We start from the raw sequence: 22,310 nt of genomic DNA on the forward strand, positions 1-22,310 counted from the left end.
GCGCGTTTCGCGCGGTAAGGCGGTGGTGCAGCGGCGAAGTTTCGATCCGGCTCGGACGCTCATCATGATTGCACGCCGCCGTCTCACCGTCGTCTGCTCGGCATCACACGGAAATCTTGATCTCGCTGATCAGAATCGTGCCGTTGCCGCCGTCGGTGTAGTTGGGAATGTCGGCCAACAGTTTGTCGGAAGCCGGCTTGAAAACTTTATAGAAGTCGTCCGCGCTATCGAACAGGAAATGACCCGCGGCCACGTAGGGCGGCGGCGTTCCGGGCGGCCCGGCGTTGACCCCGACGTCGACCGACCAGCCCTTGAGCGACGGCCCGAACAGCTTTGCCGCCAGCGGCATGTGAGTGACGCAGTAATAGTCCACGTCGAAGTGGCCGTTTTCCCGATACGGATAGAGGATGCTGACCTTGATCATTGTGCGTTCTCGTCTGTTGATCCCGAAGCGCGGCGCGAGCGGATTGTGCGCGGCGCCGGACGTCACATTATCACGCCTTACTTGACGCTTGCACCTGCCGCCGCCTGATTCAGCGACCGGTTCAGCGAATCTTCCACGGCTTCCGAGATTGCGCCGATGGCGGCGGGCGGGCTCGCGCGGCGCTCGGCGAGGCCGACCGCGCGCCGCGACAGCAAACCGTACAGCGCGGCATGGTCGCCGCCAAGGCCTTCCAGCAGCGCCAACTGCTTCTCGACGACGCCGGTGTCGCCGCGCGATACCGGACCGGCGAGCGCGTTCGGCAGACCCTTGTCGCGTGCGGTTTCGATCGTGCCGGCGAGCATCGGCAGCAGCGCGCGCAGCGCGTCGTCCTCGGCGAAACCGAGCGTGCGCCACAGCGCGACGCATTCGGCGAGGCTGCACAGCGCAAAGCTGGCCGCGTAGTGCGCAGCGGCGTGGTACAGCATGCGGCCGCCCGCCGGAATCGATAGCGGATGGCAGCGCAGCGCCAGCGCGAGTGCCGTCAGCGTGTCCTTCAGCGCGCCGTCGGCCTCGATCGTCACCGAGCAACCGGCAATCCGGTCGAGGTCGGCGAGTTCCCCACTAAAGAGGTACAGTGGATGAAAGCCGCCGATCGACGCCCCCTGGTCGCGGGCCGGCGCCAGCAGTTCGACCGGCGACGCGCCGCTGCAGTGCACCAGCGCCTTGCCGGGCCGGCCGGCGGCGTCACGGCCGAAGCGCAGTGTGTGCGCTGACGTACCGATGCTGTCGTCGGGAACGGTTAAAAACACGATATCGGCGGCGTCGACGGCCTGTTGGGGATCGTCAAATGCCGCGCAATGCTCGATTTGACTGGCGAGCTGGCCGGCCGAGGTCGCCGAGCGGCTCGCCACCGCCGTGACCGGATAGCCGGCGCGTGAAAAGCTCAGCGCGAGACAACGCGCAAGCCGGCCCGCACCGATAAAGCCGAGGCGCGGCAGAGGGGACTGGGACATGGTTGCCTGCTCCAGACGGAACATTTGAACGGGAAAGCAGAAGTATCGCGCATCCGGTTGCCAGCGACGTGATCTGGCACCGGCTTTCTCGTCGATCAGTTTGCCCGCGATATGGCGCGCGAGGCCGGTCATCCGGTAGCGCGCTGCTCGCAGGTTCGAAAACTGCTCACAATTCTTCATGCGCCGGTTTGCCAGTGGCTGTTTCTGGGGTACTTCGTTTCGCAGATTCGGGAGGTTCACAATGAGCATTTTTTCTTACCGAAAGCACTTGCGGTTCCTGACGCATGCGCAGCGGCGTCGCTGGTGGGATCAGAAAAAGCGTCTTACGCCGCGGGTGCGCATTAGCGGCGCGTATGTCCCGCCGAGCGTGTCCCGCGAATTCGCCTACGTGAAAGTCGGCTGAAGCGGCGTTTACTGCACTGCTGAGAGATGCCCGGCGCGATTCGCCGGGCATTTTTTATTGGTCGCTTATGCGGGCGGTCAGGATTGACGCTAATTTGTAATCAAAGATTACTGCAATGCGAACTCAAAAATGCCGGCTTTGCATCGCGGGCGTTTCACGCGTACCCGACACCTCTCAATCCCATGTCTTTCAGCCCGTGACGCCTCCGCAGCGTTGTTGGGCGCGGCTGCGCAAATGATGACGTATTGCCGCGAATTGCAATTTGCAACAAATGCGAACAGATGCGCGCGGTCTTTTTCGATACATTGTTCCAATAGCATGCAAGGCATGCGAAGTCGGCGACCTGGGTAAGGCCGCGCTAGGAGAACAAAGTGAAAAAGATAGTTCCGTTCGTTGTCGCCGCAGGACTCGGCCTCGGAGTTGCCGGGGCCGCTGAGGCGCACGTTTCCGTCGGTATCGGGATTGGCGTTCCGGTCGCGCCGGCCTATCCGGTCTACGCCGCGCCGCCGCCGGTGTATTACGCGCCGCCGCCGCCTGTGTATGCGCCGCCGGTCGTGTATGCACCGTCCCCGGTCGTCGTGGGTGGCTACTATAGCGGCTATGGCCGTCCGTACTACCGCCACGGCTATTACCACGGTTATTACGGCCACGGCCACGGGTACTATCGCCGCTAAGCGCGGCAGGCCGCTTTTGCGGCCACGTCCACGGCGTAACGCCGGCTTGATCGCCGGGTTACGCCGTTTTTGTTTGTGCGCCCGAGCAGACAGGGCCGACGTTCCAAAGCATCTGCGAAGCTGGGAGAATGGCTGTTTCGCCACCGCTCAGGAGAATTTCGCCGATGCAAGCGCTTCCCGCTCCCACTTTCGACGACGTAGTCGACGCCGCAGCGCGTCTTGAAGGCGTCGCCCACCGCACCCCCGTCCTGACGTCGAGCACGTTCAACGAGCGCACGGGCGCGTCGGTGTTCTTCAAGTGTGAAAATTTTCAACGCATGGGCGCGTTCAAGTTTCGCGGCGCCTATAACGCGATTTCCCACTTCGACGCGGAACAGCGTAACGCGGGCGTGCTGACGTATTCGTCGGGCAATCACGCGCAGGCGATCGCGCTTTCGGCGCGCCTCGCCGGCATCCGCGCGACGATCATCATGCCGCACGACGCCCCCGCCGCCAAAGTCGCGGCGACCAAGGGCTATGGCGGCGAAGTGATCACCTACGACCGTTATACGGAAAACCGCGAGGAGATCGGCCGGCGGCTCGCCGAGGAACGCGGCATGACGCTGATTCCGCCGTACGACCATCCGCATGTGATTGCCGGGCAGGGCACCGCGGTGAAGGAACTCATCGACGAAACCGGCCCGCTCGACACGCTGGTCGTGTGCCTCGGCGGCGGCGGGTTGCTGGGCGGCAGCGCGTTGTCGGCGGCGGCGTTGAGCCCGGCGTGCACGGTGATCGGCGTCGAGCCGGAAGCGGGCAACGACGGCCAGCAGTCGCTCGCGCGCGGCGAGATCGTGCATATCGACACGCCGCGCACCATCGCGGACGGCGCTGCATCCACGCATCTCGGCGACTACACGTTCGCGATCATCCGCAAACTCGTCGCGCGGATCGAAACGGTCAGCGACGCGCAGTTGATCGAGACGATGCGCTTTTTCGCGCAACGCATGAAGGTGGTCGTCGAACCGACGGGTTGCCTTGCCGCGGCGGCGGTGCTCAACGGCATCGTGCCGGTGAAGGGCCAGCGGGTCGGCGTGGTGGTGAGTGGCGGCAACGTCGATCTGGCGAAGCTCGCGCAATATCTCGCCTGAGCGTCAGGCGGGAATGTGATCGAAGCAGACGGCTCGCCACGCGGGCCGTTTTTCCGTCAGCTTGCCACGTGCGCGGTTTGCACGATCAGATCGTGATACCCGTTGACGATCACGCTGTACGAGAAATACGCGAACAGCAGCGCGGACAGCACGTGGCAGGCGCGCAGCAGACCGGCGCCAGCGCGTTTGCGGCCGTGACTGCCGAGGCCGCAGATGAAGATCGTCCAGCACAGGCCGCCGAGAAAGAAGCCGCCAAGGAAGATTAGCGCTGTCTTCGGGCTGGTGGCGCCGGCTTTCGCGATCAACGCGCCGCCGACGGCCGCGAACCAGAGAATCGCCGACGGCGACGACACGGCCAGCAGCACGCCGCGCAAAAAGCCCCGCCACGGCGACAGATGCGGCGCATTCGCATCGCCTTCGCCTGCGACGGCCGGCGCCGTCGCCGGGAACATCGCCTCGCGCGCCATCTTCCACGTGAGGAACAGCAGGATCGCCGCGCCGCCGATCCACACCACCCAGCGCACCGACTCGAATTGCAGCAGCGCGGCCATGCCGGCGAGCGCGAGCGCCGCATAAATCAGATCGCCGATGCAGGAGCCGAGGCCGAGCCAGAACCCCGGCTTGAAACCGTGCGACAGCGTCAACGAAATCATCGCGACGTTCACCAGACCGATATCCAGGCACAGCGACAACGACAGGAAAAACCCGTCCGACATCATTGAAAAGGCGTGCATCCGTGCAACTACTCCATCTGCATTGTTATTGGTTTTGTCGTACGGCGCCTTACAGGCCCAGTTCGTTCCACAAGGTATCGATACGCTGTTTGACCGCGTCGTCCATCACGATCGGCTGACCCCATTCGCGATCGGTTTCGCCAGGCCACTTGTTGGTCGCGTCGAGTCCCATTTTCGAGCCGAGACCCGCCACGGGCGACGCGAAATCCAGATAGTCGATCGGCGTGCGGTCCACCAGCACCGTGTCGCGCGCCGGATCGATGCGCGTGGTGATCGCCCAGATCACTTCCTTCCAGTCGCGGATATTGACGTCCTCGTCGACCACGACGATGAACTTCGTATACATGAACTGCCTCAGGAAGCTCCACACGCCGAACATCACGCGCTTGGCGTGGCCGGGGTAGCTTTTCTTCATCTGCACGATGGCCATGCGGTAGCTGCAGCCTTCGGGCGGTAGATAGAAGTCGGTGATCTCGGTGAACTGCTTCTGCAGCAGCGGCACGAATACCTCGTTCAACGCGACGCCCAGCACGGCCGGTTCGTCGGGCGGCTTGCCGGTGTAGGTGGAGTGATAGATCGCGTCGCGCCGCATTGTGATGCGCTCGACCGTGAAGACCGGGAACCACTCCTGTTCGTTGTAGTAGCCGGTGTGATCGCCGTACGGGCCTTCGAGCGCATGCTCGTACGCCGCCGACGCGCCCTTGGCGGGCCGTGGCGGCGCGCCTGCCGGAACGGGCGAGGGCGTGCCCTCCTGCGGGTAGATGAAGCCCTCCAGCACGATCTCGGCGCGTGCGGGCACCTGCAAACCGTCGACGCCCGGCGTGATGCACTTCGCCAGCTCCGTGCGGCCGCCGCGCAGCAAGCCTGCGAACTGATATTCGGACAGCGTGTCGGGCACCGGCGTGACCGCGCCGAGGATCGTCGCCGGATCGGCGCCCAGCACCACGGCCACCGGATATGGCTTGCCGGGATTCTGCAGCGCGAATTCGCGGAAATCGAGCGCGCCGCCGCGATGCGCGAGCCAGCGCATGATCAGCTTGTTCCGGCCGATCAGTTGCTGGCGGTAGATGCCCAGATTCTGCCGGCTCTTGTTCGGACCTTTCGTAACGGTCAGGCCCCAGGTGATCAGCGGGCCGGCGTCGCCTGGCCAGCAGGTCTGGATCGGCAGTTTGCCGAGATCGACGTCGTTGCCTTCCCAGACGATTTCCTGGCAGGGCGGCGCGCTGACCGTCTTCGGCGCCATGTCCCACACCGCCTTGGCCAGCGAAAACAGTTTGCCCGCGTCCTTGAGCCCCTTGGGCGGCTCCGGTTCCTTCTGCGCGGAGAGCAGTCGGCCGACGTCGCGCAGCGACTCCAATGCCGCGCCGTCGCCGGCGCCTGCATGCGCGTCGATCCCCATACCGAGCGCCACGCGGCGCGGCGTGCCGAACAGATTGCCGAGTACCGGGAACGCATGCTGCTCTTTGCTCTCGAACATCAACGCGGGGCCGCCGGCGCGCAGCACGCGGTCGCACACTTCGGTCATTTCCAGGTTGGGCGAGACGTATTGCGGGATGCGGCGCAGTTCGCCGATCGTTTCGAGACGGCTGACGAAGTCGCGCAGGTCTTTGTATTTCATCTGGTGCGGTTCAGGGCCGCGTCGGCGGCGAAAAGGGAAGGGCGCGGCGAGTTGCACGGCGCGAGAACAATTGTCGATTTTACCTGCGTTGGCTAGCGCACGTAGATCGACCAAATGGCTTAGCCGGAACGGCCGAGCTCAGGTCGCTGAAAAGGCGCATGCCGCGCGGTTCTCGACGAACTGAACACTGTTCATTATTACAAATAGTTATACATTTTCCATTCTATAGTGTTGACGATCTATAAAACCCTGCATAGAATCCGTCCACATTGGTTGCAGGGCGTGAACCTTTTTACCACTGCCCCCGGTCCCATCAGACGCAACGCGTCACCGTTTTACCGACCCCCTTGCACGGTATTTGACGGCTTATTGAAGTTCTCGCCAGCGCCGACTGACGCTGGTTTTTCGCGTGGGAGCCAACGCCCGCCTGCTTTTCTTGGCATGGCGCGGGTCATTTTTTCAAGATGGCTCCCCACAAACGGTCTATGCCGTTTTCCCGACATCGCTGCTGCCCTAACCAGACAGAGCACGCGATGTCGTGACTCTGCGAACGGGTCGTACCGCCATCTTCATCGGGCGGGTTCGCGGATCATGCAACATGGGAGATCTGAATGAACGCCTGGTTATCGTGGCGTCCCGATGAGCGTATCGCGCAGGTTGTGCGTGGTGTGCTGCGTCGCGGGACGCGAATGAGTCATCACCTGTTCAGCATCGTCGGCGGTATCGCTGTCGTGCTGACAGTTGCACTGTGGCTGATGCCGGCCTTGCGCGGTACCCTCGCCGCGCGGCTGATGCCGGTTATTTCCGCCGCGGTGCAAGCGGGTCCTGCGCGTCTGCTGCAGGGCAATCCGCTGCCGTCCTTCGGGCCGCCCGGCAATATGGGCGCGACTTCCGACGAGACTTTGTCGTCCAACCCGGCCAACGGCCCCGACACCGCGAGCGGTGCAAATAACGACGGCGCGAGCGTCACCGTGAGCAATACCAGCTTCGACGGCGCTTTCGACGGCTCCGGCTCGGCCGGTATGGGCATCGCGGCGCTGAATGGGCTCGACCCGCGCACCATGCAAAGCGTCAGCGCGCTGGCGCGCATGATTCCGGCACAGCGCGTGTCGGCCGACGCGCGCGACGATCGCGTGCTTATTTCGAGCCGTGAGCAGGATCTGGTCTCGTCGTACCTGGCGCGGCGTTATCGCGTCGCTCAGGAGCCCGTCAGCGAGCTCGTGAAGGCCGCGTTCGACACCGGCCGCGAAGTCGGCCTCGATCCGCTTCTGTTGCTGTCCGTGATGGCGATCGAATCGGGCTTCAACCCGTACGCCGAAAGCGGCGTGGGCGCGCAGGGCCTGATGCAGGTGATGTCCAAGGTGCATTCGGACAAGTTCCAGTATTTCGGCGGCGAAAGCGCGGCGCTCGAACCGGTCGCGAACATCAAGGTGGGCGCGCTGGTGCTGAAGGACTGCATTGCTCGCGGCGGCTCGCTGCCGGGCGGCTTGCGTCTTTATGTCGGCTCGACCTCGCAGGACGACGGCGGCTACGGCGCCAAGGTGATGGCCGAGCGTGGCCGTCTGCGTGACGTGGCGCGCGGCCGCAAGGTGCCGATCAACGCGCCGCAGGCGCCGGTGTTGACCGCCTCGACCGGCAGCACGGCCGCTGCCAGCAATGGCAAGCGCGTGCAGGTGACGCTTCAGGGTGGTCATCAGTTGAGCGCAGCAACGCCGGTCAAGGCGCCGGCCGCCGACCAGGACGATGCCGAGACGAAGCATGTGGCATCGGCTTCGGAACTGGGTGCTTGAGGTTGAAGTGCATCAGACCGGCGATTTGACGCACTGCTAGATACGGCGGTTATGAAAAAGGACACCAAACGGTGTCCTTTTTTGCGTCTTAGGGGTAAATACGGCAGTGATGGGCCGGCGGCCGGCGCCTAACGGCAGGGCGTCTCGGGCCGAGTCGCGCGGCGGCGATCCGCGCCCCACCGCTTCATCCCATGCCGGTGGGCGTCAATGCCGCCCGAACAGCTTCGCGAGCCGCTCGACGGCTTCTTCCAGCTTCGGATAGGCCGTTGCGTACGACAAGCGGATGTACTCCTTCGGCGCGTGCGTGCCGAAATCCATGCCGGGCACCAGCACGACGCCCGCGTCATGCAACATCGATCTGGTGAGCGCCGCGCTGTCGCCGGCGGCCGGATGCGCGACGGTGCGGCAATCCGCATACACGTAGAACGCGCCGTCGGGCATGACCGGCACCGAAAAGCCCAGCGATTCCAGCGCCGGCGCGATGAAGTCACGACGACGCTTGAACTCCAGACGACGCGCTTCGTAGATGGCGATCGTTTCCGGCTCGAAGCAGGCGAGCGCCGCGTGCTGCGCGAGCGCCGACGCGCAGATGAACAGGTTCTGCGCGAGTTTTTCGAACGCGCCGACCATGCCGGGCGGCACCACCAGCCAGCCCAGCCGCCAGCCGGTCATGTTGAAGTACTTCGAGAAGCTGTTGACGGTGATCACGTCGTCGCCGAACGAGAGCGCCGACACCGGCTTCGCGTCGTAGCTCAAGCCCTGGTAGATCTCGTCGACGATTGTGAACCCGCCACGCGCCCGTACCGACTTGACGATTCGTTCGAGTTCAGCCGGCTCGATCGACGTGCCGGTCGGGTTCGACGGCGACGCGAGCAGCACGCCGCGGGTGCGCTCGTTCCACAGGCGCTCGACATCGGCGGCGGTCAACTGGAAGCGTTCGGCCGGGCCGCTCGGCACCATCACCGGCTTGCCTTCGGCAGCGATCACGAAATGGCGATTGCACGGATAGCAGGGATCGGGCATCAACACTTCGTCGTCGCGATCGACCAGCGCCGCGCAGGCCAGCAGCAACGCGGCGGAAGCGCCTGCGGTGACGACGATCCGCGCCGGATCCACGCTGACTCCGTAGACCTCGGCGTAGTGCGCCGAAATCGCTTCGCGCAGCGCGTGCAGGCCGAGTGCGTTGGTGTATTGCGTGACGCCGCGGCGCAGTGCGCTGGCCGCGGCTTCGATGACCGGCTCGGGCGCGGTGAAATCGGGCTCGCCGATTCCCATGTGAATGATGTCGCGTCCGTCGCGCTCGAGGAGCGCGGCCTCCTTGGCCAGCTCCATCACATAGAAAGGCTGGATGGCGTCCACGCGCGCAGCAAGCCGCACCAAGGGTTCGGTCACGGAGTTCATACGATCAAATCCAGTTCAGAAGCAAAAGCGGGACGGCGTCCGACGCCTTGGTCGGGCGCGGGACGGCGTCCCTGCAAGCGATACGGCATCGCCGCGCGAAGCGGAGCGGAGGCGACACGCACGGGTGCGGCCAGCGTCATGCGTATGGTGCTCAGCGCTTGCGAGCCGCCTCGATTTCGTCCGCGCGCAGTTGCGCCGACAGCTTGTCCAGCACGCCGTTCACGTACTTGTAGCCGTCCGCGCCGCCGAACGTCTTGGCAAGTTCGACCGCTTCGTTGATCACCACGCGATAGGGAATATCGACGTGATTCTTCAGTTCGAACGCGGCGACCAGCAACACCGCGCGTTCGACCGGCGAGAGTTGTTCGATCGGACGGTCGAGGCACGGCGCGATGGCGGCGGAGAGCTCGTCCGAATCGCGGATCACGCCGCGCAGGAGCGCGTCCAGATGCTCATGGTCGGCCTTGTCGAAGCCTTGCGCGCCGCGCAGTTGTGCGTCGATTTCACTGGCGGGCGAACCCGACAGCAGCCACTGATAAAGCCCCTGCGTGGCCAGCTCGCGGGAGCGTCGGCGTGCGCTCTTCATGCCTCTTCCTCTTCTTCGTCTTCTTCATCGTCGTCGCCGCCGAGTTGTTCGAGCGCGACGGCGAGGTTCGCCATTTCAACGGCCACGCGCGCCGCGTCACGACCCTTCTCGGTCATGCGCGCAACGGCCTGTTCGTCGTTTTCGGTGGTCAGCACGGCGTTCGCAACCGGAATGCCGAAGTCCAGACCGATGCGCGTGATGCCCGCGCCGCTTTCGTTCGACACCAGTTCGAAGTGATAGGTCTCGCCGCGAATCACCGCGCCGAGCGCGATCAGCGCGTCGAATTGCGCGCTTTCCGCGAGCTTTTGCAGCGCCAGCGGGATTTCCAGAGCGCCCGGCACGGTGACGAGCAGCACGTCTTCGCCGGTCACGCCGAGGCGTTCGAGTTCTTCGATGCAGGAGTCCGCGAGGCCGTTGCAGACGGGTTCGTTAAAGCGCGCCTGGACGATGCCGATGCGCAGTCCGTCGCCGTCGAGATTCGGTTGGTATTGTCCGATTTCCATGTGAATTCCGTAGTGTTTTGAGTGGACGCCAAGCTAGGCGCGTGAATGGTCGGATCAGCCTTGCGGGGCCTGCGCGGCGCTGCCCGGCATCGGTACGAAGCCCGTGACTTCGAGACCGTAACCCGACATGCTGCCCAGCTTGCGCGGGTTCGACAGCACCTGCATCTTGCCGACACCGAGTTCGCGCAAAATCTGCGCGCCGATGCCGTACGTCTTGAAATCGACCGGCCGGCGCTTGAGCGCGTTGGTTTTTTCCTTTGAGTCGAACGCCTTGAACACGTCGATCAGATGATCTTTCGAGTCGCCGCAATTCAGCAGCACGACGACGCCGAGGTCGCGTTCGGCGATCTCTTTCATTGCCGCGTCGAGCGTCCACGAGTGCGTAGATTCGCCGACTTCCAGCAGATCCAGCACCGACAGCGGCTCGTGCACGCGCACCAGCGTGTCCTCGTCCGGGCTCGGCGTGCCGCGCACGAGTGCGATATGCGGCTGGCCGCTCGGCTGGTCGAGATACATGACCGCGCGGAACGCGCCGTGCGCCGTCTGCATGGTGCGTTCGCAAATGCGCTCGACGATCGACTCGGTGCGGCTGCGGTAGTGGATCAGATCCGCGATCGTGCCGATTTTCAGATCGTGCTCTTTGGCGAACTCCATCAGGTCGGGCAGGCGTGCCATCGTGCCGTCGTCCTTGATGACCTCGCAGATCACCGCCGCCGGCGTGAGGCCTGCCAGCGCGGTGAAGTCGCAACCCGCCTCGGTATGGCCGGCGCGCACCAGCACACCGCCGGGCTGGGCCATGATCGGGAAAATGTGACCCGGCTGCACGATGTGATCGGCCTTGGCGTCCGGTGCGACCGCCGCGGCGATCGTGCGGGCGCGGTCGGCTGCCGAAATGCCGGTGGTCACGCCTTCGGCCGCTTCGATACTGACCGTGAACGCCGTGCCGTACTGCGTGCCGTTGCGGTAGGTCATCAACGGCAGGTTCAGCAGCTTGCAGCGTTCCTGCGTCAGCGTCAGGCAGATCAGGCCACGGCCGTAGCGGGCCATGAAATTGATCGCTTCCGGCGTGACGAACTCGGCGGCGATCACGAGGTCGCCCTCGTTTTCGCGGTCTTCTTCGTCGACGAGGATCACCATCCGACCGGCTTTGAGTTCGGCGATGATCTCTGGAGTGGAGGCGAGCGTCATGTTGGCGAGATTTTCGGGAAAGCGCGTATTTTACGCCACGCGCGAGTCCAAGTCGCCTCCGCCGGATGGCATAGGCCGTTTGGCCGACTGGCGACGAGCTATCCGCCGTTGCTATGCTCGTTCAAACGATGCACGCATGAACCGGCTGAAGGCGGCGGGGCGCCGCCGCCAGTCCATGCGTGGCCGGGCCAGAAACCCGGCCTCGGCCTGTTATTTCGGCGCGTTCAGCATGCGCTCGACGTAGCGCGCGATCAGATCGATTTCCAGATTCACCTGCGTGCCTTCGCGCAGACGCTTGAGCGCGGTCACTTCGACCGTGTGCGGAATCAGGTTGATCGAGAATTCGCAACCGTCGTCGCGATCTTTAACCGAGTTGACGGTCAGACTCACGCCGTTGACAGTGATGGAGCCTTTGTACGCCAGATAGCGGCCGATCTCGCGCGGCGCGAGCACGCGCAGTTCGTGCGATTCGCCGACCGGCGCGAAATGCGTGACCGTGCCGAGGCCGTCCACGTGACCGGAGACGATGTGACCGCCGAGCCGATCGTGCGCGCGCAGCGCCTTCTCCAGATTGACTTCGCCGACTTCGCCCAAGCCCGCCGTGCAGTTCAGGCTTTCGCGCGATACGTCGACTTCGAACGAATGCGCAGTCTTCGCGACGACGGTCATGCAGGCGCCCTGGATCGTGATGCTGTCGCCCAACTGCACGTCGCCGAGGTCGAGCCCGCCTGCTCCGACATTCAGGCGCACGCCCGCGTCGCCGTCCGTACCGAGCGGCTTGACTGATTCGATGCGGCCCACTGCCGCGACGATTCCTGTGAACATCGTGCTAATCCTTGATCAATTCGAAACGGGTGGAGACGCGGGATCGGTCCCGGGTTCGGAGGCGGCCTGCGGCGCGAAGCGCGCGAGAATCCGCAGATCGTCGCCGATCCGGTCGAGCGCGTGGAAATTCAGTTTGACACGGCCGTCGAGCGACGCGGGCGCGCCGAGATTGAACATGCTCATCGAATCCACGCCGAGCAGGCTCGGTGCGAGATACACCAGCAGTTCGTCCACGCAGCCTTCGCGCAGCAGCGAGCCGTTCAGCTTGTAGCCTGCTTCTACGTGCAGTTCGTTCACGTGGCGCTCGCCGAGCACGTTCAGCATGGCCGGCAGATCGACCTTGCCGGCCGCGTTCGCCAACTGGACGATTTCGGCGCCGCGATCGCGTAGCGCGGCGGCGCGCTCGGTGTGACGTTCATCGAGATTGCCGCAGAAGATCAGCGTCGGTGCGCCGGCCAGAATCTGCGCGTCCGGCGGCACGTCGAGCTGGCTGTCGATCAATACGCGCTGCGGCTGGCGCGGCGTGTCGACGGCGCGCACCGTCATGCGCGGGTTGTCTTCCTTCACGGTGCCGATGCCGGTCAGGATTGCCGACGCACGGGCGCGCCACGCATGACCGTCGGCGCGCGCCGCTTCGCCCGTGATCCACTGACTGACGCCCGACGGCAGGCCGGTGCGGCCATCCAGCGAAGCCGCCACTTTCATGCGCACCCACGGGCGGCCGCGCGTCATGCGCGACACGAAGCCAATGTTCAGCTCATGCGCTTCGTTTGCGAGCAGTCCGCAACGCACTTCGATGCCGGCGTCGCGCAGCATCGCGAGACCTCGCCCGGACACCTGCGGGTTCGGATCCTCCATTGCCGCGACCACGCGCGCGACCTGCGCTTCGATCAGCGCGTTCGCGCACGGCGGCGTGCGGCCGAAATGGCTGCACGGTTCGAGCGTCACGTAGGCGGTAGCGCCGCGCAGATCATGGCCGCGCGAACGCGCGTCCTTCAACGCGCGAATCTCCGCGTGATCCTGGCCGGCCGGTTGCGTGAAGCCTTCGCCGATCACCTCGCCATTCTTGACGAGCACGCAACCCACGCGCGGATTCGGATCGGTGGTGTACATGCCGCGCCGCGCTAACGCGAGTGCGCGTTCCATATGGACGAAGTCGGTTTGCGAAAACATCGGGGTCCGGTCGGGTACGGTGGCTAGGCTGTATGAGCTTCGGTTGGGGTGTCGTTTTTTGCGGCTTCGCGCGGCTTCTGCTGTTCCTGCTGCCTTTATGGCTTCCGCCGCTTCGAAGCCGCGCGGGCCTCAGGCCGCGAGCGAGGCGAACGCGCCGCGCGCCGCGTCGATCGTGGCGTCGATGATCGCGTCGTCGTGAACGATCGACACGAAGCCCGCCTCATATGCGGACGGCGCGAAGTACACACCCGCATCGAGCATCTTGTGAAAGAATGCGTTGAAACGCGGCACGTCGCTCTTAGTGACTTCGGCGAAGCTGGTCGGGATCGACCCGGTGAAGTAGAGGCCGAACATGCCGCCGAGCGAATCGGCCGAGAACGGCACCTTGGCTTTGCGGGCGACCTGCGCGAGTCCCTGCGCGAGACGCGTGGTGCGTGCAGAGAGCGTGTCGTAGAAGCCGGGCGCCTGAATCAGTTGCAGCGTCTTCAGACCGGCGGCGACCGCGATCGGATTGCCCGACAGCGTGCCCGCCTGATAGACGCCGCCGAGCGGTGCGAGGTGAGCCATGATGTCGCGTCGTCCGCCGAAGGCCGCCGCCGGCATGCCGCCGCCGATCACCTTGCCGAGACACGTGAGATCCGGCGTGATGCCGTAGACCGCTTGCGCGCCGCCGAGCGCCACGCGGAAGCCGCACATCACTTCGTCGAAAATCAGCACCGAGCCGTACTCGGTGCACAGGCGCCGCAACGCCTGCAGGAATTCCGGCGTAGCGCGCACGAGGTTCATGTTGCCCGCGACCGGCTCGACGATCACCGACGCGATCTCGTTGCCGAACGCCTTGAACGCTTCTTCGAGTTCGGCGACGTTGTTGTATTCGAGAACCGTGGTGTGCTTCGCGATATCCGCCGGCACGCCCGCCGAGGTCGGATTGCCGAAAGTCAGCAGGCCCGAGCCCGCCTTGACGAGCAGGCTGTCCGCGTGACCGTGATAGCAGCCTTCGAACTTGACGATGCGGCTGCGGTTCGTGAAGCCGCGCGCGAGACGCAGCGCGCTCATGGTCGCTTCGGTGCCGCTCGACACCATGCGAACCTGCTCGATCGATGGCACGAGCTTGCAGATTTCTTCGGCGATTTCCACTTCCGACTCGGTGGGCGCGCCGAACGAAAAGCCGTTGGCCAATACGCGCTGCACAGCCTCGAGCACTTCCGGATGAACGTGGCCGAGGATCATCGGGCCCCACGAGCCGATGTAGTCGATGTAGCGTTGACCATCCGCGTCCCAGAAGTACGGGCCTTGCGCGCGTTCGATGAAGCGCGGCGTGCCGCCGACGGAGCGGAAGGCGCGCACCGGCGAGTTGACCCCGCCGGGAATGGTGCGTTGCGCGCGTTCGAAGAGGATTTCGTTTTTGGACATGGCGATAGCCGGAATGGAGTTGCGCAGCGGCGCAGGCGGCCCGTGGGCGATTCGCGCGATGCTGGGATAGGTGGAGAAATTGTACCGGAGTCAGCGTGAACGGGCTTTGCAGTTGTCCCTTACGGCGTGGCCTTGTGCTCAACCCTCGCGCGTGCGTTTCGTCCGTTTCGTCGTCATCTTCTTCGGTGCTGATCCTGTCGCCGGCGTGGTCGTCTGTCTGCTGGCCGTCTTTGGTCTGGCGGCCGGCGGGCTCGCCGCCGCGCTTTTTGCCGCCGCCGCCACGTGCGCCGTGACTTTGCTCGAGCGCGTCGGGCCCGCAGGCGTGTCGAGCTTCGGCGGCCTGCGTTTGCCGGTGAGCTCGGCCCAGCGCTTTTCGAGCGCGCCTTCGGCAATCGGCTTGATCGCGGTGCCCGAACTCTGCGCATCCCATGTCTGCACGGAGAACGGAAACGTGCGCAACATCTCGCGCGGAATCACCGGTGCTTCGTGCGCGTCGACGAGCCAGTCATACACGAAGTCGATGCACAGCCGGTAGCCGCGTTTCGTCGCCGGGTCGGGGACTTCGTACGGCGCGCGCGTCACGTAGCCGGAGCCGAAAATCCCCTTCGGTTCCTGAGCGACGCGATGCAGGAACACGCGGTCGCCCGGCAGGATGCTGCGCGCGAATCCGCAGCCCCACACATCGCTGACCGCGACGCCGGCGGCGACGCGCTTCGCAATGTCGGGCAACTCGGGCCACGGCCATTTCTTGGGGCTCCAGATCAGCAGGAAGGCGGTCATCGCGGGCTCGACACGGAATGAATGGAGAAGGGCGGCGCGTCTGCCGGCGTGGGCTGCCCGAGTGGTCAGGCGGCAGCTTAACCGATCGACGGTGCGCTTGCCGCTCATGCACGCGAGCGGACCGGGCGTGGTCTGGCGCGCTCGCGAGCCTGAGCTCGTCGCGTACAATCGAGGCCAACACGTTGCTGTCCCGTTCTACCGTTCCGCTGCCGATAACGGCGCGGCGCTCCTTCCGGATTCCCATGTCTCACGTTGCCAGAAGCCGGCCCGATGGCCGGCTGATTCTGTTGCTCGGTGCGCTTGCCGCATGCGGGCCGATCTCGATCGATATGTATCTGCCCAGCCTGCCGACCATCGCACAGGCCTTCGCGATCAGCACCGGCGCCGCACAGGCGACGCTCACGAGCTTCATGTTCGGCTTCTCGATCGGCATGCTGCTGTATGGCCCGCTGTCGGATACGTATGGGCGCCGGCCGGTGCTGCTCGGCGGCATCATCATGTATGCATTGGCGAGCGTGGCGTGCGCGCTGTCGTTCTCGATCGGCTCGCTCGTAACGTTCCGCTTCGTGCAGGCGCTCGGGGCGGGCGCGGCGTCGGTGCTCGCGCGCGCGATTGCGCGCGATGCGCACGGGCCGACGGATGCGGCCCGCGTGCTGTCGATGCTCGCGATCGTCACGTCGATCGGTCCATTGCTCGCACCGTTGATCGGCGGACAGTTGCTGCTGCTCGGCGGCTGGCGCGTGGTGTTCGTCGTGCTGACGCTGTTCGGCACGGTGTGCGCGGTGACCGCCTTCTTCAAGGTGCCGGAGACGTGGCCGCGCGAGAAGCGTGCGCAGTCGGCGTTGCTGAAATCGTTCGGCGCTTACGGCAAGCTGCTGCGCGATCCGGTTGCGTGGGGGCACATGCTGTGCGGCGGCATGGCGTTCGCATCGATGTTCGCGTACATCACGGCGACGCCGTTCGTGTATATCGAGTATTTCCATGTGTCGGCGCAACACTACGGCTTTCTGTTCGCGTTGAACATCGTCGGCATCATGTTCGGCAACTACCTGAACACGCGTCTCGTGGGCCGCCTCGGCTCGCTGCCGATCATTTCCGCCGCGGCAACCGTGAGCTTCGTGGCGTCGCTGTTCGTGTCGCTCGTGTCGTTGACCGGTTGGGGTGGCTTGTGGTCGATCGTGTTCGGCCTGTTCTTCGTGGTCGGCGTGGTCGGCGTGCTGTCCGCCAATTGCACGACCGATCTGATGCATCGCTATCCGGTGAACGCCGGCGCCGCGGCCGCCGTGTTCGGCGCGGTGCAGCTGGCGCTCGGCGCGTTGTCGAGTCTCGCGGTCGGGCTGTGGCAGGACGGGTCGCCCCGAGGCATGGGCATCGTGGTGGGCATCGCGGGTTCGCTGTGCTATGTCGGGCGGATGCTGGTCATCCGGTGGCATGGGACGAAGGTCCCCGCCGCTGCCGCCTGATGGTTGTTTGACGTTTGCCTCGCGTGTGCCTCGCGTGTGCCTGGCGTGTGTCTGGTGTTTGAGCGAGGCACGTGTGACGGCCGGGCAAGCGCGGCCCGAAGTAAACGCTGCATCACCGGCATGACATAGCCGTTCGTCGCGAGTAGTACGGCGCGTCTACGGAAAACACCAGGTGTTGCGTGCGCGCGACCTTGCGTTTCAAATTGCATTGCTATGATGGAGTCACTGTTCCTCGGAGCGGCAATCATGGCGATCAGAGACTTGATGAACGGCGAGCGGCAACATGCGGCTTTCGCCGAAGCGCAGAAGCTGGCTGACAGCGGCGCCTATCACGATTACACGGACATCGAATACGTCTTGCGCTTTGATTACGGGTTGACCGATGTGTCGGCGCTGCTCGACAGTCAGTTGATGCATCGCGACCTGAATTGTCGTTGCGCCGATGCGCGCGAAAAGCTGGAAGCGCTTAGCGTGTGACGGATGCGGCGGTGATCGGGCGGGCTTGCTGGTTGAAGGCGCGCGGGCGAGGCGAGGGCGTTTCGACTTGTCTCGCAGTGTCCTCGCGCGTTGTTCGCGGCAACGCGCTTTCATTCGCTATGACCGCGTCTATCTTACGTGACGCTTCATCGCGCTCGCGAGTGAAGGTGTTCATGTGATGCCGCGCGCGTGCAACGCGATGTCATCATGCTGGCACCCGTGCGCCGTCGAGGCTTCGTCACCACCGGAGTGAATTCATGGCTGCCAGCCAGCACGATCCACGTCTGCCGCAGACGGACAATCCCGCCACGCTTGCGAAGCCAGGCGGTCACTACAGTCATGTCGCGATTGCGAACGGCTTCGTGTTCGTCTCCGGGCAATTGCCGATCAACGCGCAGGGCGAGAAGTTAGCCGATGCGTCGTTCGAAGCGCAGGCAGAACAGGTTCTGGCGAACGTGCAAGCCGCGCTCGAAAGCGCCGGCAGCAGCATCGCGCAACTCGTGCAGGTGCGTGTCTACATCGTCGATGTCGAACACTGGATGAGCTTCAATCAGCTCTACGCGCGTTGGGCAGGCGAAGCACGGCCGGCGCGTGCCGTCGTGCCGGTTCCGCAACTGCACTATGGGTTCAAGATTGAGGTCGAGGCGACTGCGCTGCTTTAGCCACCAATGAAAAACGGGCCGAGAGGCCCGTTTTCAATGATGATCTGGCGGAGGCGGTGAGATTCGAACTCACGGAAAGATTGCTCCTTCGCCGGTTTTCAAGACCGGTGCCTTAAACCGCTCGGCCACACCTCCAAGCCCGAAATTGTAACCTGAAAAAACCTCGCTGCGGGGCTCGGTCGAACGGCAATCACTGCGAATCTTTCAGAAATAGCGCTTGCAGATCGTTCAGGAACGCCTGGCCGAGCGGTGTCGGCGCAATCTTCTCATGGTCGCGCGTAATCAGTTTGCGCTTTTCGGCTTCCTGCAACGCTGGTTCGATCGACGTCATCGACAGTCCCGTGCGTTCGATGAACCGATGCACCGGAAAGCCTTCCACCAGTCGCAGCGCGTTCAGCATGAACTCGAACGGCAGATCGCGCGGCCCGACTTCGTGCTCTTCCTGTACTGCTGTGCCGGCCAACGCCTGCTCGATGAAGGTGGTCGGATGCTTGTAGCGCACCTGGCGCAGCACGCGATTCGGAAACGACAGCTTCGTATGCGCGCCCGCGCCGATGCCGAGATAGTCGCCGAAGCGCCAGTAGTTCAGATTGTGCCGGCTCTGCCGATGCGGCTGCGCATACGCGGACACCTCGTAGCGCTGGTAGCCGGCGGCCGTCGTGCGCTCGTGAATCCAGTCCTGCATGTCGGCGGACGCATCGTCGTCGGGCAATGCGGGCGGGAATTTCGCAAACAGCGTGTTCGGTTCGAGCGTCAGGTGATACAGCGACAGGTGCGGCGGCGCGAACGACAACGCCGTGTCGATATCGGTCTGGCATTCGGCGAGCGTCTGGCCCGGCAACGCGAACATCAGATCGAGGTTGAAGTTGTCGAACGTGGTCGCGGCGACTTCGACCGCGTGGCGCGCTTGCACCGCATCGTGAATCCGGCCGAGCGCTTTCAGATGCGCTTCATTGAAACTCTGGATGCCCACCGACAGCCGGTTCACGCCGCTCGCGCGAAACTGCGCGAACTTGTCCGCCTCGAATGTGCCGGGGTTGGCTTCGAGCGTGATCTCCGCGTCGGCGTCGAGCGGCAGCAGCGCGCGAATGTCCGACAGCATGCGATCGAGCCCCGCCGCCGACAACAGGCTCGGCGTGCCGCCGCCGATGAACACCGTATGCACCTGGCGGCCCCAGATCAGCGGCAGCGCCAACTCGAGATCGGCGCGCAACGCGTCGAGATATTCGTTCTCCGGGAACGCATCGCCTTTCCACTCGTGCGAGTTGAAATCGCAATACGGACACTTGCGCACGCACCACGGAAAGTGCACGTACAACGCCAGCGGCGGCAGCGACGTGAGGCGAATGCTGCCCGGCGACGTGAACGCCTTGATGACGCCGTTGCCGATCTCGGCAGGCGCGGGCTTGATCGGAATCACGCTTCCTCCGTCAGCCGCGCGAGCAGTTGCCGCAACGCGATCGCGCGATGACTGCTGGCGTTCTTCACCGCGGGTTCCAGTTCCGCGGCGCTCGCATTCAGCGCTGGCAGGAAGAAGTACGGGTCGTAGCCGAAGCCATGCGCGCCGCGCGGCGCGTCGAGAATCTCGCCATGCCAGCGGCCTTCGGCGATCAGCGGTTCGGGATCGTCCGCGTGACGCACCAGCGCCAGCACGCAGTAGTAGTAGCCACGCCGATCGCTTTCGCCCTGCAACGCTTCGACGAGACGCGCGTTATTCGCCGCGTCGCTCTTCTCGCCGCCGGCGAGTTGCGCATAGCGCGCCGAGTACACGCCGGGTGCACCGCGCAACGCGCGCACGCACAGACCCGAGTCGTCGGCGAGGGCGGGCAGGCCGGTGAGCTTCGCCGCATGGCGGGCCTTCGTCAGCGCGTTTTCGACGAAGGTCGGATGCGGCTCTTCCGCTTCCGGCACGTTCAACTCGCCTTGCGCAATCAGTTTGATGCCGGCCGCGCCGAGCAGCGCCGCGAACTCGCGCAGCTTGCCCGCGTTGTTCGACGCGAGCACGACTTTCTTCAGCGGCGTGTTCAACGGCGCGCTTGCCGTATTCGCGCCGCCGTCTTCACGAACCTCATTCACTCTTTTGCTCCAGCGCTGCCTTCTGTTTCGCGATTAGTGTGTTGATGCCGTCGCTCGCCAGATCCAGCAGCGCGTTCATTTCGTCGCGCGAGAAAGGCACGCCCTCGGCGGTGCCCTGAATTTCGACGAAGCCGCCCGCGCCCGTCATCACCACGTTCATGTCGGTATCGCACTGCGAGTCTTCGTCGTAATCGAGGTCGAGCACCGGCAGTCCGTCGTACACGCCGACCGAGATTGCCGCGACGTAATCGGTGATCGGCGAGCTTTCGATGCGGCCGGTGGCTAGCAGTTTCGCCACCGCGTCGTGGGCGGCCACGAACGCGCCGGTGATGCTGGCGGTGCGCGTGCCGCCGTCCGCCTGGATCACGTCGCAATCGATATGCAGGGTGCGCGCGCCGAGCTTCTCGAGATCGAACACCGAGCGCAGCGCGCGGCCGATCAGCCGCTGGATTTCCTGGGTGCGTCCGGTCTGCTTGCCGCGCGCCGCTTCACGGTCGCTGCGCGTGTGCGTGGCGCGCGGCAGCATGCCGTACTCGGCCGTGAGCCAGCCCTGGCCGCGATCGCGCAGAAACGACGGCACGCTCTCGGCGATGCTCGCCGTGCAGATCACTTTCGTGTCGCCGAATTCGACCAGCACCGAACCCTCCGCGTGCTTCGTGTAATGGCGCGTGATGCGCACGTCGCGCAGCTGATTGGCCTGGCGGCCGCTGGGGCGTTGGGTGTCGTTGGTCATGTTGGGATCGGTCAGGAAGAAATGCGGAGGGAAAGCGCGATTTTACAGCCGAACGGGTAGGGCAGTCAGCCGCGCGCGTCGCCGATGAGCGGCGGTGACTCGCGGCAGGCGTTAGCGCAAGCTGGCGGTCCGTGTTGAACGACGCATCGGCGATGCCGGGCAACCGCGCGTTCGCCCGCATGCACGCTCGCTCGCGGCGGGGCTCGCCGCCAAAAATGGGATAATGCCGGTTCCCCGCCCCGCGTCTCGTACACGCCGGGCGATTTGCCTCTCAGGCCGGCGTTTCGACGCCCGGCCGCAATCGCGAGAAATACGATGATCTACAGCATGACTGGCTATGCGAGCGCCACGCGCGAACTCGTCGCGGCCTCGGGTACAGGCGGCGTGAGCGTGTCGGTCGAATTGCGCACGGTGAACTCGCGCTTTCTCGATCTGAACTTCCGCATGCCCGAAGACGTGCGCGTCTGCGAACCGACGCTGCGCGAAATGCTGATGCATAAGCTGTCGCGCGGCAAAGTGGATATCCGTATCAACCTGCAACGCAGCGAACAGTCGGCCAACGCGGGCGCGATCAATCGCGACGCGCTCACGCAGCTCGCGCTGCTCGAACGCACGGTGCTCGCGACGTTCCCTGAAGCCGAGCGCCTGCGCACCGGCGAGATTCTGCGCTGGCCGGGCGTGCTCGCCGAAAGCGGCGTGGCGCAGGAAGTGCTCCGCGACGCGGTGCTCGCGTGCGGCAAGCAGGCGATTACCGATCTGATCGACGTGCGCGCTCGCGAAGGCGCGCAACTCGCGACGATGCTGCTCGCCAACGTCACCGAAATGGAAGCGATCGTCACGAAGATCACGCCGCTCGTGCCGGAGCTGATCACGAAGCATCAGCAGAAGATCGTCGAACGTTTGCAGGAAGCGCTCGGCATTGCCGCGCCGGATACGGCGGCGACGATCGTCTCGCGTGAGGAGATCAACGAACGGATTCGCCAGGAAGTGACGATGTACGGCATCCGTATCGACATCGCCGAAGAACTGTCGCGCCTCACGGCTCACCTGAACGAAACGCGTCACGTGATCGAGAAGGGCGGCAAGGTCGGCAAGCGCCTCGACTTCATGATGCAGGAGCTGAACCGCGAAGCGAACACGCTCGGCTCGAAAGCGGCGGCGAAGGAACTCGCGGATTCGTCGATGACGCTGAAGCTGCTCATCGAACAGATGCGCGAGCAAGTTCAGAATCTGGAATAAAGCTG

The 22,310-nt window shown here is 64.5% G+C and carries 22 protein-coding genes and 1 tRNA gene; 7 read left to right on the forward strand and 16 right to left on the reverse strand.

Annotated elements, in window-relative coordinates; genetic code table 11:
* Positions 1-103 precede the first annotated feature (103 nt).
* Positions 104-424: an EthD family reductase gene (locus BGI01S_RS01910; RefSeq protein ID WP_042322546.1), complete on the reverse strand. Its 321-nt coding sequence runs from the start codon at positions 422-424 to the stop codon at positions 104-106.
* 77 nt (positions 425-501) lie between these two features.
* Positions 502-1,437 carry a Rossmann-like and DUF2520 domain-containing protein gene (locus BGI01S_RS01915; RefSeq protein WP_042322548.1) on the reverse strand — a complete coding sequence of 312 codons (936 nt, stop codon included), beginning with the start codon at positions 1,435-1,437 and terminating at the stop codon, positions 502-504.
* A 774-nt stretch (positions 1,438-2,211) separates the two neighbouring features.
* On the opposite strand from BGI01S_RS01915, the gene BGI01S_RS01920 reads away from it, so the two are divergent.
* Both BGI01S_RS01920 and BGI01S_RS01925 read left to right on the forward strand, forming a co-directional pair.
* Positions 2,212-2,514 carry a hypothetical protein gene (locus BGI01S_RS01920; RefSeq protein WP_042321593.1) on the forward strand — a complete coding sequence of 101 codons (303 nt, stop codon included), beginning with the start codon at positions 2,212-2,214 and terminating at the stop codon, positions 2,512-2,514.
* A gap of 164 nt (positions 2,515-2,678) precedes the next feature.
* Entirely contained in the window at positions 2,679-3,644 is a 966-nt protein-coding gene (locus BGI01S_RS01925) for a threo-3-hydroxy-L-aspartate ammonia-lyase (protein ID WP_042321594.1), read from the forward strand.
* Positions 3,645-3,700: 56 nt separating this feature from the next.
* Here BGI01S_RS01925 and BGI01S_RS01930 read toward each other — a convergent pair whose 3' ends face one another.
* A complete protein-coding gene (locus tag BGI01S_RS01930) occupies positions 3,701-4,378 on the reverse strand; it encodes a LysE family translocator (RefSeq protein WP_042321596.1) in 678 nt (225 codons plus the stop codon).
* Between the two features lie 49 nt (positions 4,379-4,427).
* On the reverse strand, positions 4,428-5,996 hold the full coding sequence (locus BGI01S_RS01935; protein ID WP_042321598.1) for a UbiD family decarboxylase: 1,569 nt from the start codon (positions 5,994-5,996) through the stop codon (positions 4,428-4,430).
* Between the two features lie 611 nt (positions 5,997-6,607).
* Between BGI01S_RS01935 and BGI01S_RS01940 the strand changes: the two genes are divergently transcribed.
* Positions 6,608-7,786: a lytic transglycosylase domain-containing protein gene (locus BGI01S_RS01940; RefSeq protein ID WP_042321600.1), complete on the forward strand. Its 1,179-nt coding sequence runs from the start codon at positions 6,608-6,610 to the stop codon at positions 7,784-7,786.
* A 204-nt stretch (positions 7,787-7,990) separates the two neighbouring features.
* Here BGI01S_RS01940 and BGI01S_RS01945 read toward each other — a convergent pair whose 3' ends face one another.
* The 8 genes from BGI01S_RS01945 to BGI01S_RS01980 all read right to left on the reverse strand — a co-directional run bounded on the left by BGI01S_RS01945 (position 7,991) and on the right by BGI01S_RS01980 (position 15,655).
* A complete protein-coding gene (locus BGI01S_RS01945) occupies positions 7,991-9,187 on the reverse strand; it encodes a pyridoxal phosphate-dependent aminotransferase (protein WP_042321602.1) in 1,197 nt (398 codons plus the stop codon).
* A gap of 151 nt (positions 9,188-9,338) precedes the next feature.
* Positions 9,339-9,773, reverse strand: a complete 435-nt coding sequence (nusB, locus tag BGI01S_RS01950; protein ID WP_042321605.1) for a transcription antitermination factor NusB — start codon at positions 9,771-9,773, stop codon at positions 9,339-9,341.
* Complete coding sequence (ribH, locus tag BGI01S_RS01955) at positions 9,770-10,276, reverse strand: 6,7-dimethyl-8-ribityllumazine synthase (protein WP_042321607.1); 507 nt, start codon at positions 10,274-10,276, stop codon at positions 9,770-9,772. Before ribH ends, nusB begins: the two co-directional genes overlap by 4 nt.
* A gap of 54 nt (positions 10,277-10,330) precedes the next feature.
* Positions 10,331-11,464 carry a bifunctional 3,4-dihydroxy-2-butanone-4-phosphate synthase/GTP cyclohydrolase II gene (ribBA, locus tag BGI01S_RS01960; RefSeq protein WP_042321610.1) on the reverse strand — a complete coding sequence of 378 codons (1,134 nt, stop codon included), beginning with the start codon at positions 11,462-11,464 and terminating at the stop codon, positions 10,331-10,333.
* A 210-nt stretch (positions 11,465-11,674) separates the two neighbouring features.
* The gene (locus tag BGI01S_RS01965; protein WP_042321613.1) at positions 11,675-12,289 is read right to left on the reverse strand and encodes a riboflavin synthase; all 615 of its coding nucleotides are present in this window, start codon (positions 12,287-12,289) and stop codon (positions 11,675-11,677) included.
* Positions 12,290-12,304: 15 nt separating this feature from the next.
* Positions 12,305-13,462: a bifunctional diaminohydroxyphosphoribosylaminopyrimidine deaminase/5-amino-6-(5-phosphoribosylamino)uracil reductase RibD gene (gene ribD / locus BGI01S_RS01970; protein ID WP_042321615.1), complete on the reverse strand. Its 1,158-nt coding sequence runs from the start codon at positions 13,460-13,462 to the stop codon at positions 12,305-12,307.
* 129 nt (positions 13,463-13,591) lie between these two features.
* Positions 13,592-14,875: a glutamate-1-semialdehyde 2,1-aminomutase gene (hemL, locus tag BGI01S_RS01975; RefSeq protein ID WP_042321617.1), complete on the reverse strand. Its 1,284-nt coding sequence runs from the start codon at positions 14,873-14,875 to the stop codon at positions 13,592-13,594.
* Between the two features lie 138 nt (positions 14,876-15,013).
* Positions 15,014-15,655 carry a hypothetical protein gene (locus BGI01S_RS01980; RefSeq protein WP_042321620.1) on the reverse strand — a complete coding sequence of 214 codons (642 nt, stop codon included), beginning with the start codon at positions 15,653-15,655 and terminating at the stop codon, positions 15,014-15,016.
* Positions 15,656-15,897: 242 nt separating this feature from the next.
* Here BGI01S_RS01980 and BGI01S_RS01985 point away from each other — a divergent pair, with 242 nt between their 5' ends.
* The 3 genes from BGI01S_RS01985 (at position 15,898) to BGI01S_RS01995 (ending at position 18,257) form a co-directional block, all read left to right on the forward strand.
* Positions 15,898-17,118 carry a Bcr/CflA family multidrug efflux MFS transporter gene (locus BGI01S_RS01985; protein ID WP_042321624.1) on the forward strand — a complete coding sequence of 407 codons (1,221 nt, stop codon included), beginning with the start codon at positions 15,898-15,900 and terminating at the stop codon, positions 17,116-17,118.
* Positions 17,119-17,364: 246 nt separating this feature from the next.
* Entirely contained in the window at positions 17,365-17,595 is a 231-nt protein-coding gene (locus BGI01S_RS01990; protein WP_042321625.1) for a hypothetical protein, read from the forward strand.
* Between the two features lie 257 nt (positions 17,596-17,852).
* Positions 17,853-18,257, forward strand: coding sequence for a RidA family protein (locus tag BGI01S_RS01995; protein ID WP_042321628.1), 405 nt, complete (start codon positions 17,853-17,855; stop codon positions 18,255-18,257).
* 45 nt (positions 18,258-18,302) lie between these two features.
* Here the strand turns inward: BGI01S_RS01995 and BGI01S_RS02000 are convergent.
* From BGI01S_RS02000 to rph, 4 genes are all read right to left on the reverse strand, one after another.
* A tRNA-Ser gene (locus BGI01S_RS02000) sits at positions 18,303-18,392 on the reverse strand.
* A gap of 55 nt (positions 18,393-18,447) precedes the next feature.
* Entirely contained in the window at positions 18,448-19,677 is a 1,230-nt protein-coding gene (gene hemW, locus BGI01S_RS02005; protein WP_042321630.1) for a radical SAM family heme chaperone HemW, read from the reverse strand.
* On the reverse strand, positions 19,674-20,333 hold the full coding sequence (rdgB, locus tag BGI01S_RS02010) for an RdgB/HAM1 family non-canonical purine NTP pyrophosphatase (RefSeq protein ID WP_042321634.1): 660 nt from the start codon (positions 20,331-20,333) through the stop codon (positions 19,674-19,676). The genes hemW and rdgB overlap by 4 nt, the downstream gene beginning before the upstream one ends.
* Positions 20,326-21,066 carry a ribonuclease PH gene (gene rph, locus BGI01S_RS02015; protein ID WP_042321637.1) on the reverse strand — a complete coding sequence of 247 codons (741 nt, stop codon included), beginning with the start codon at positions 21,064-21,066 and terminating at the stop codon, positions 20,326-20,328. The genes rdgB and rph overlap by 8 nt, the downstream gene beginning before the upstream one ends.
* A 315-nt stretch (positions 21,067-21,381) precedes the next feature.
* On the opposite strand from rph, the gene BGI01S_RS02020 reads away from it, so the two are divergent.
* Positions 21,382-22,305, forward strand: coding sequence for a YicC/YloC family endoribonuclease (locus tag BGI01S_RS02020; RefSeq protein ID WP_042321640.1), 924 nt, complete (start codon positions 21,382-21,384; stop codon positions 22,303-22,305).
* Positions 22,306-22,310 lie beyond the last annotated feature (5 nt).

It is taken from the genome of Paraburkholderia ginsengisoli NBRC 100965, assembly GCF_000739735.1.
Lineage (GTDB): Bacteria > Pseudomonadota > Gammaproteobacteria > Burkholderiales > Burkholderiaceae > Paraburkholderia > Paraburkholderia ginsengisoli.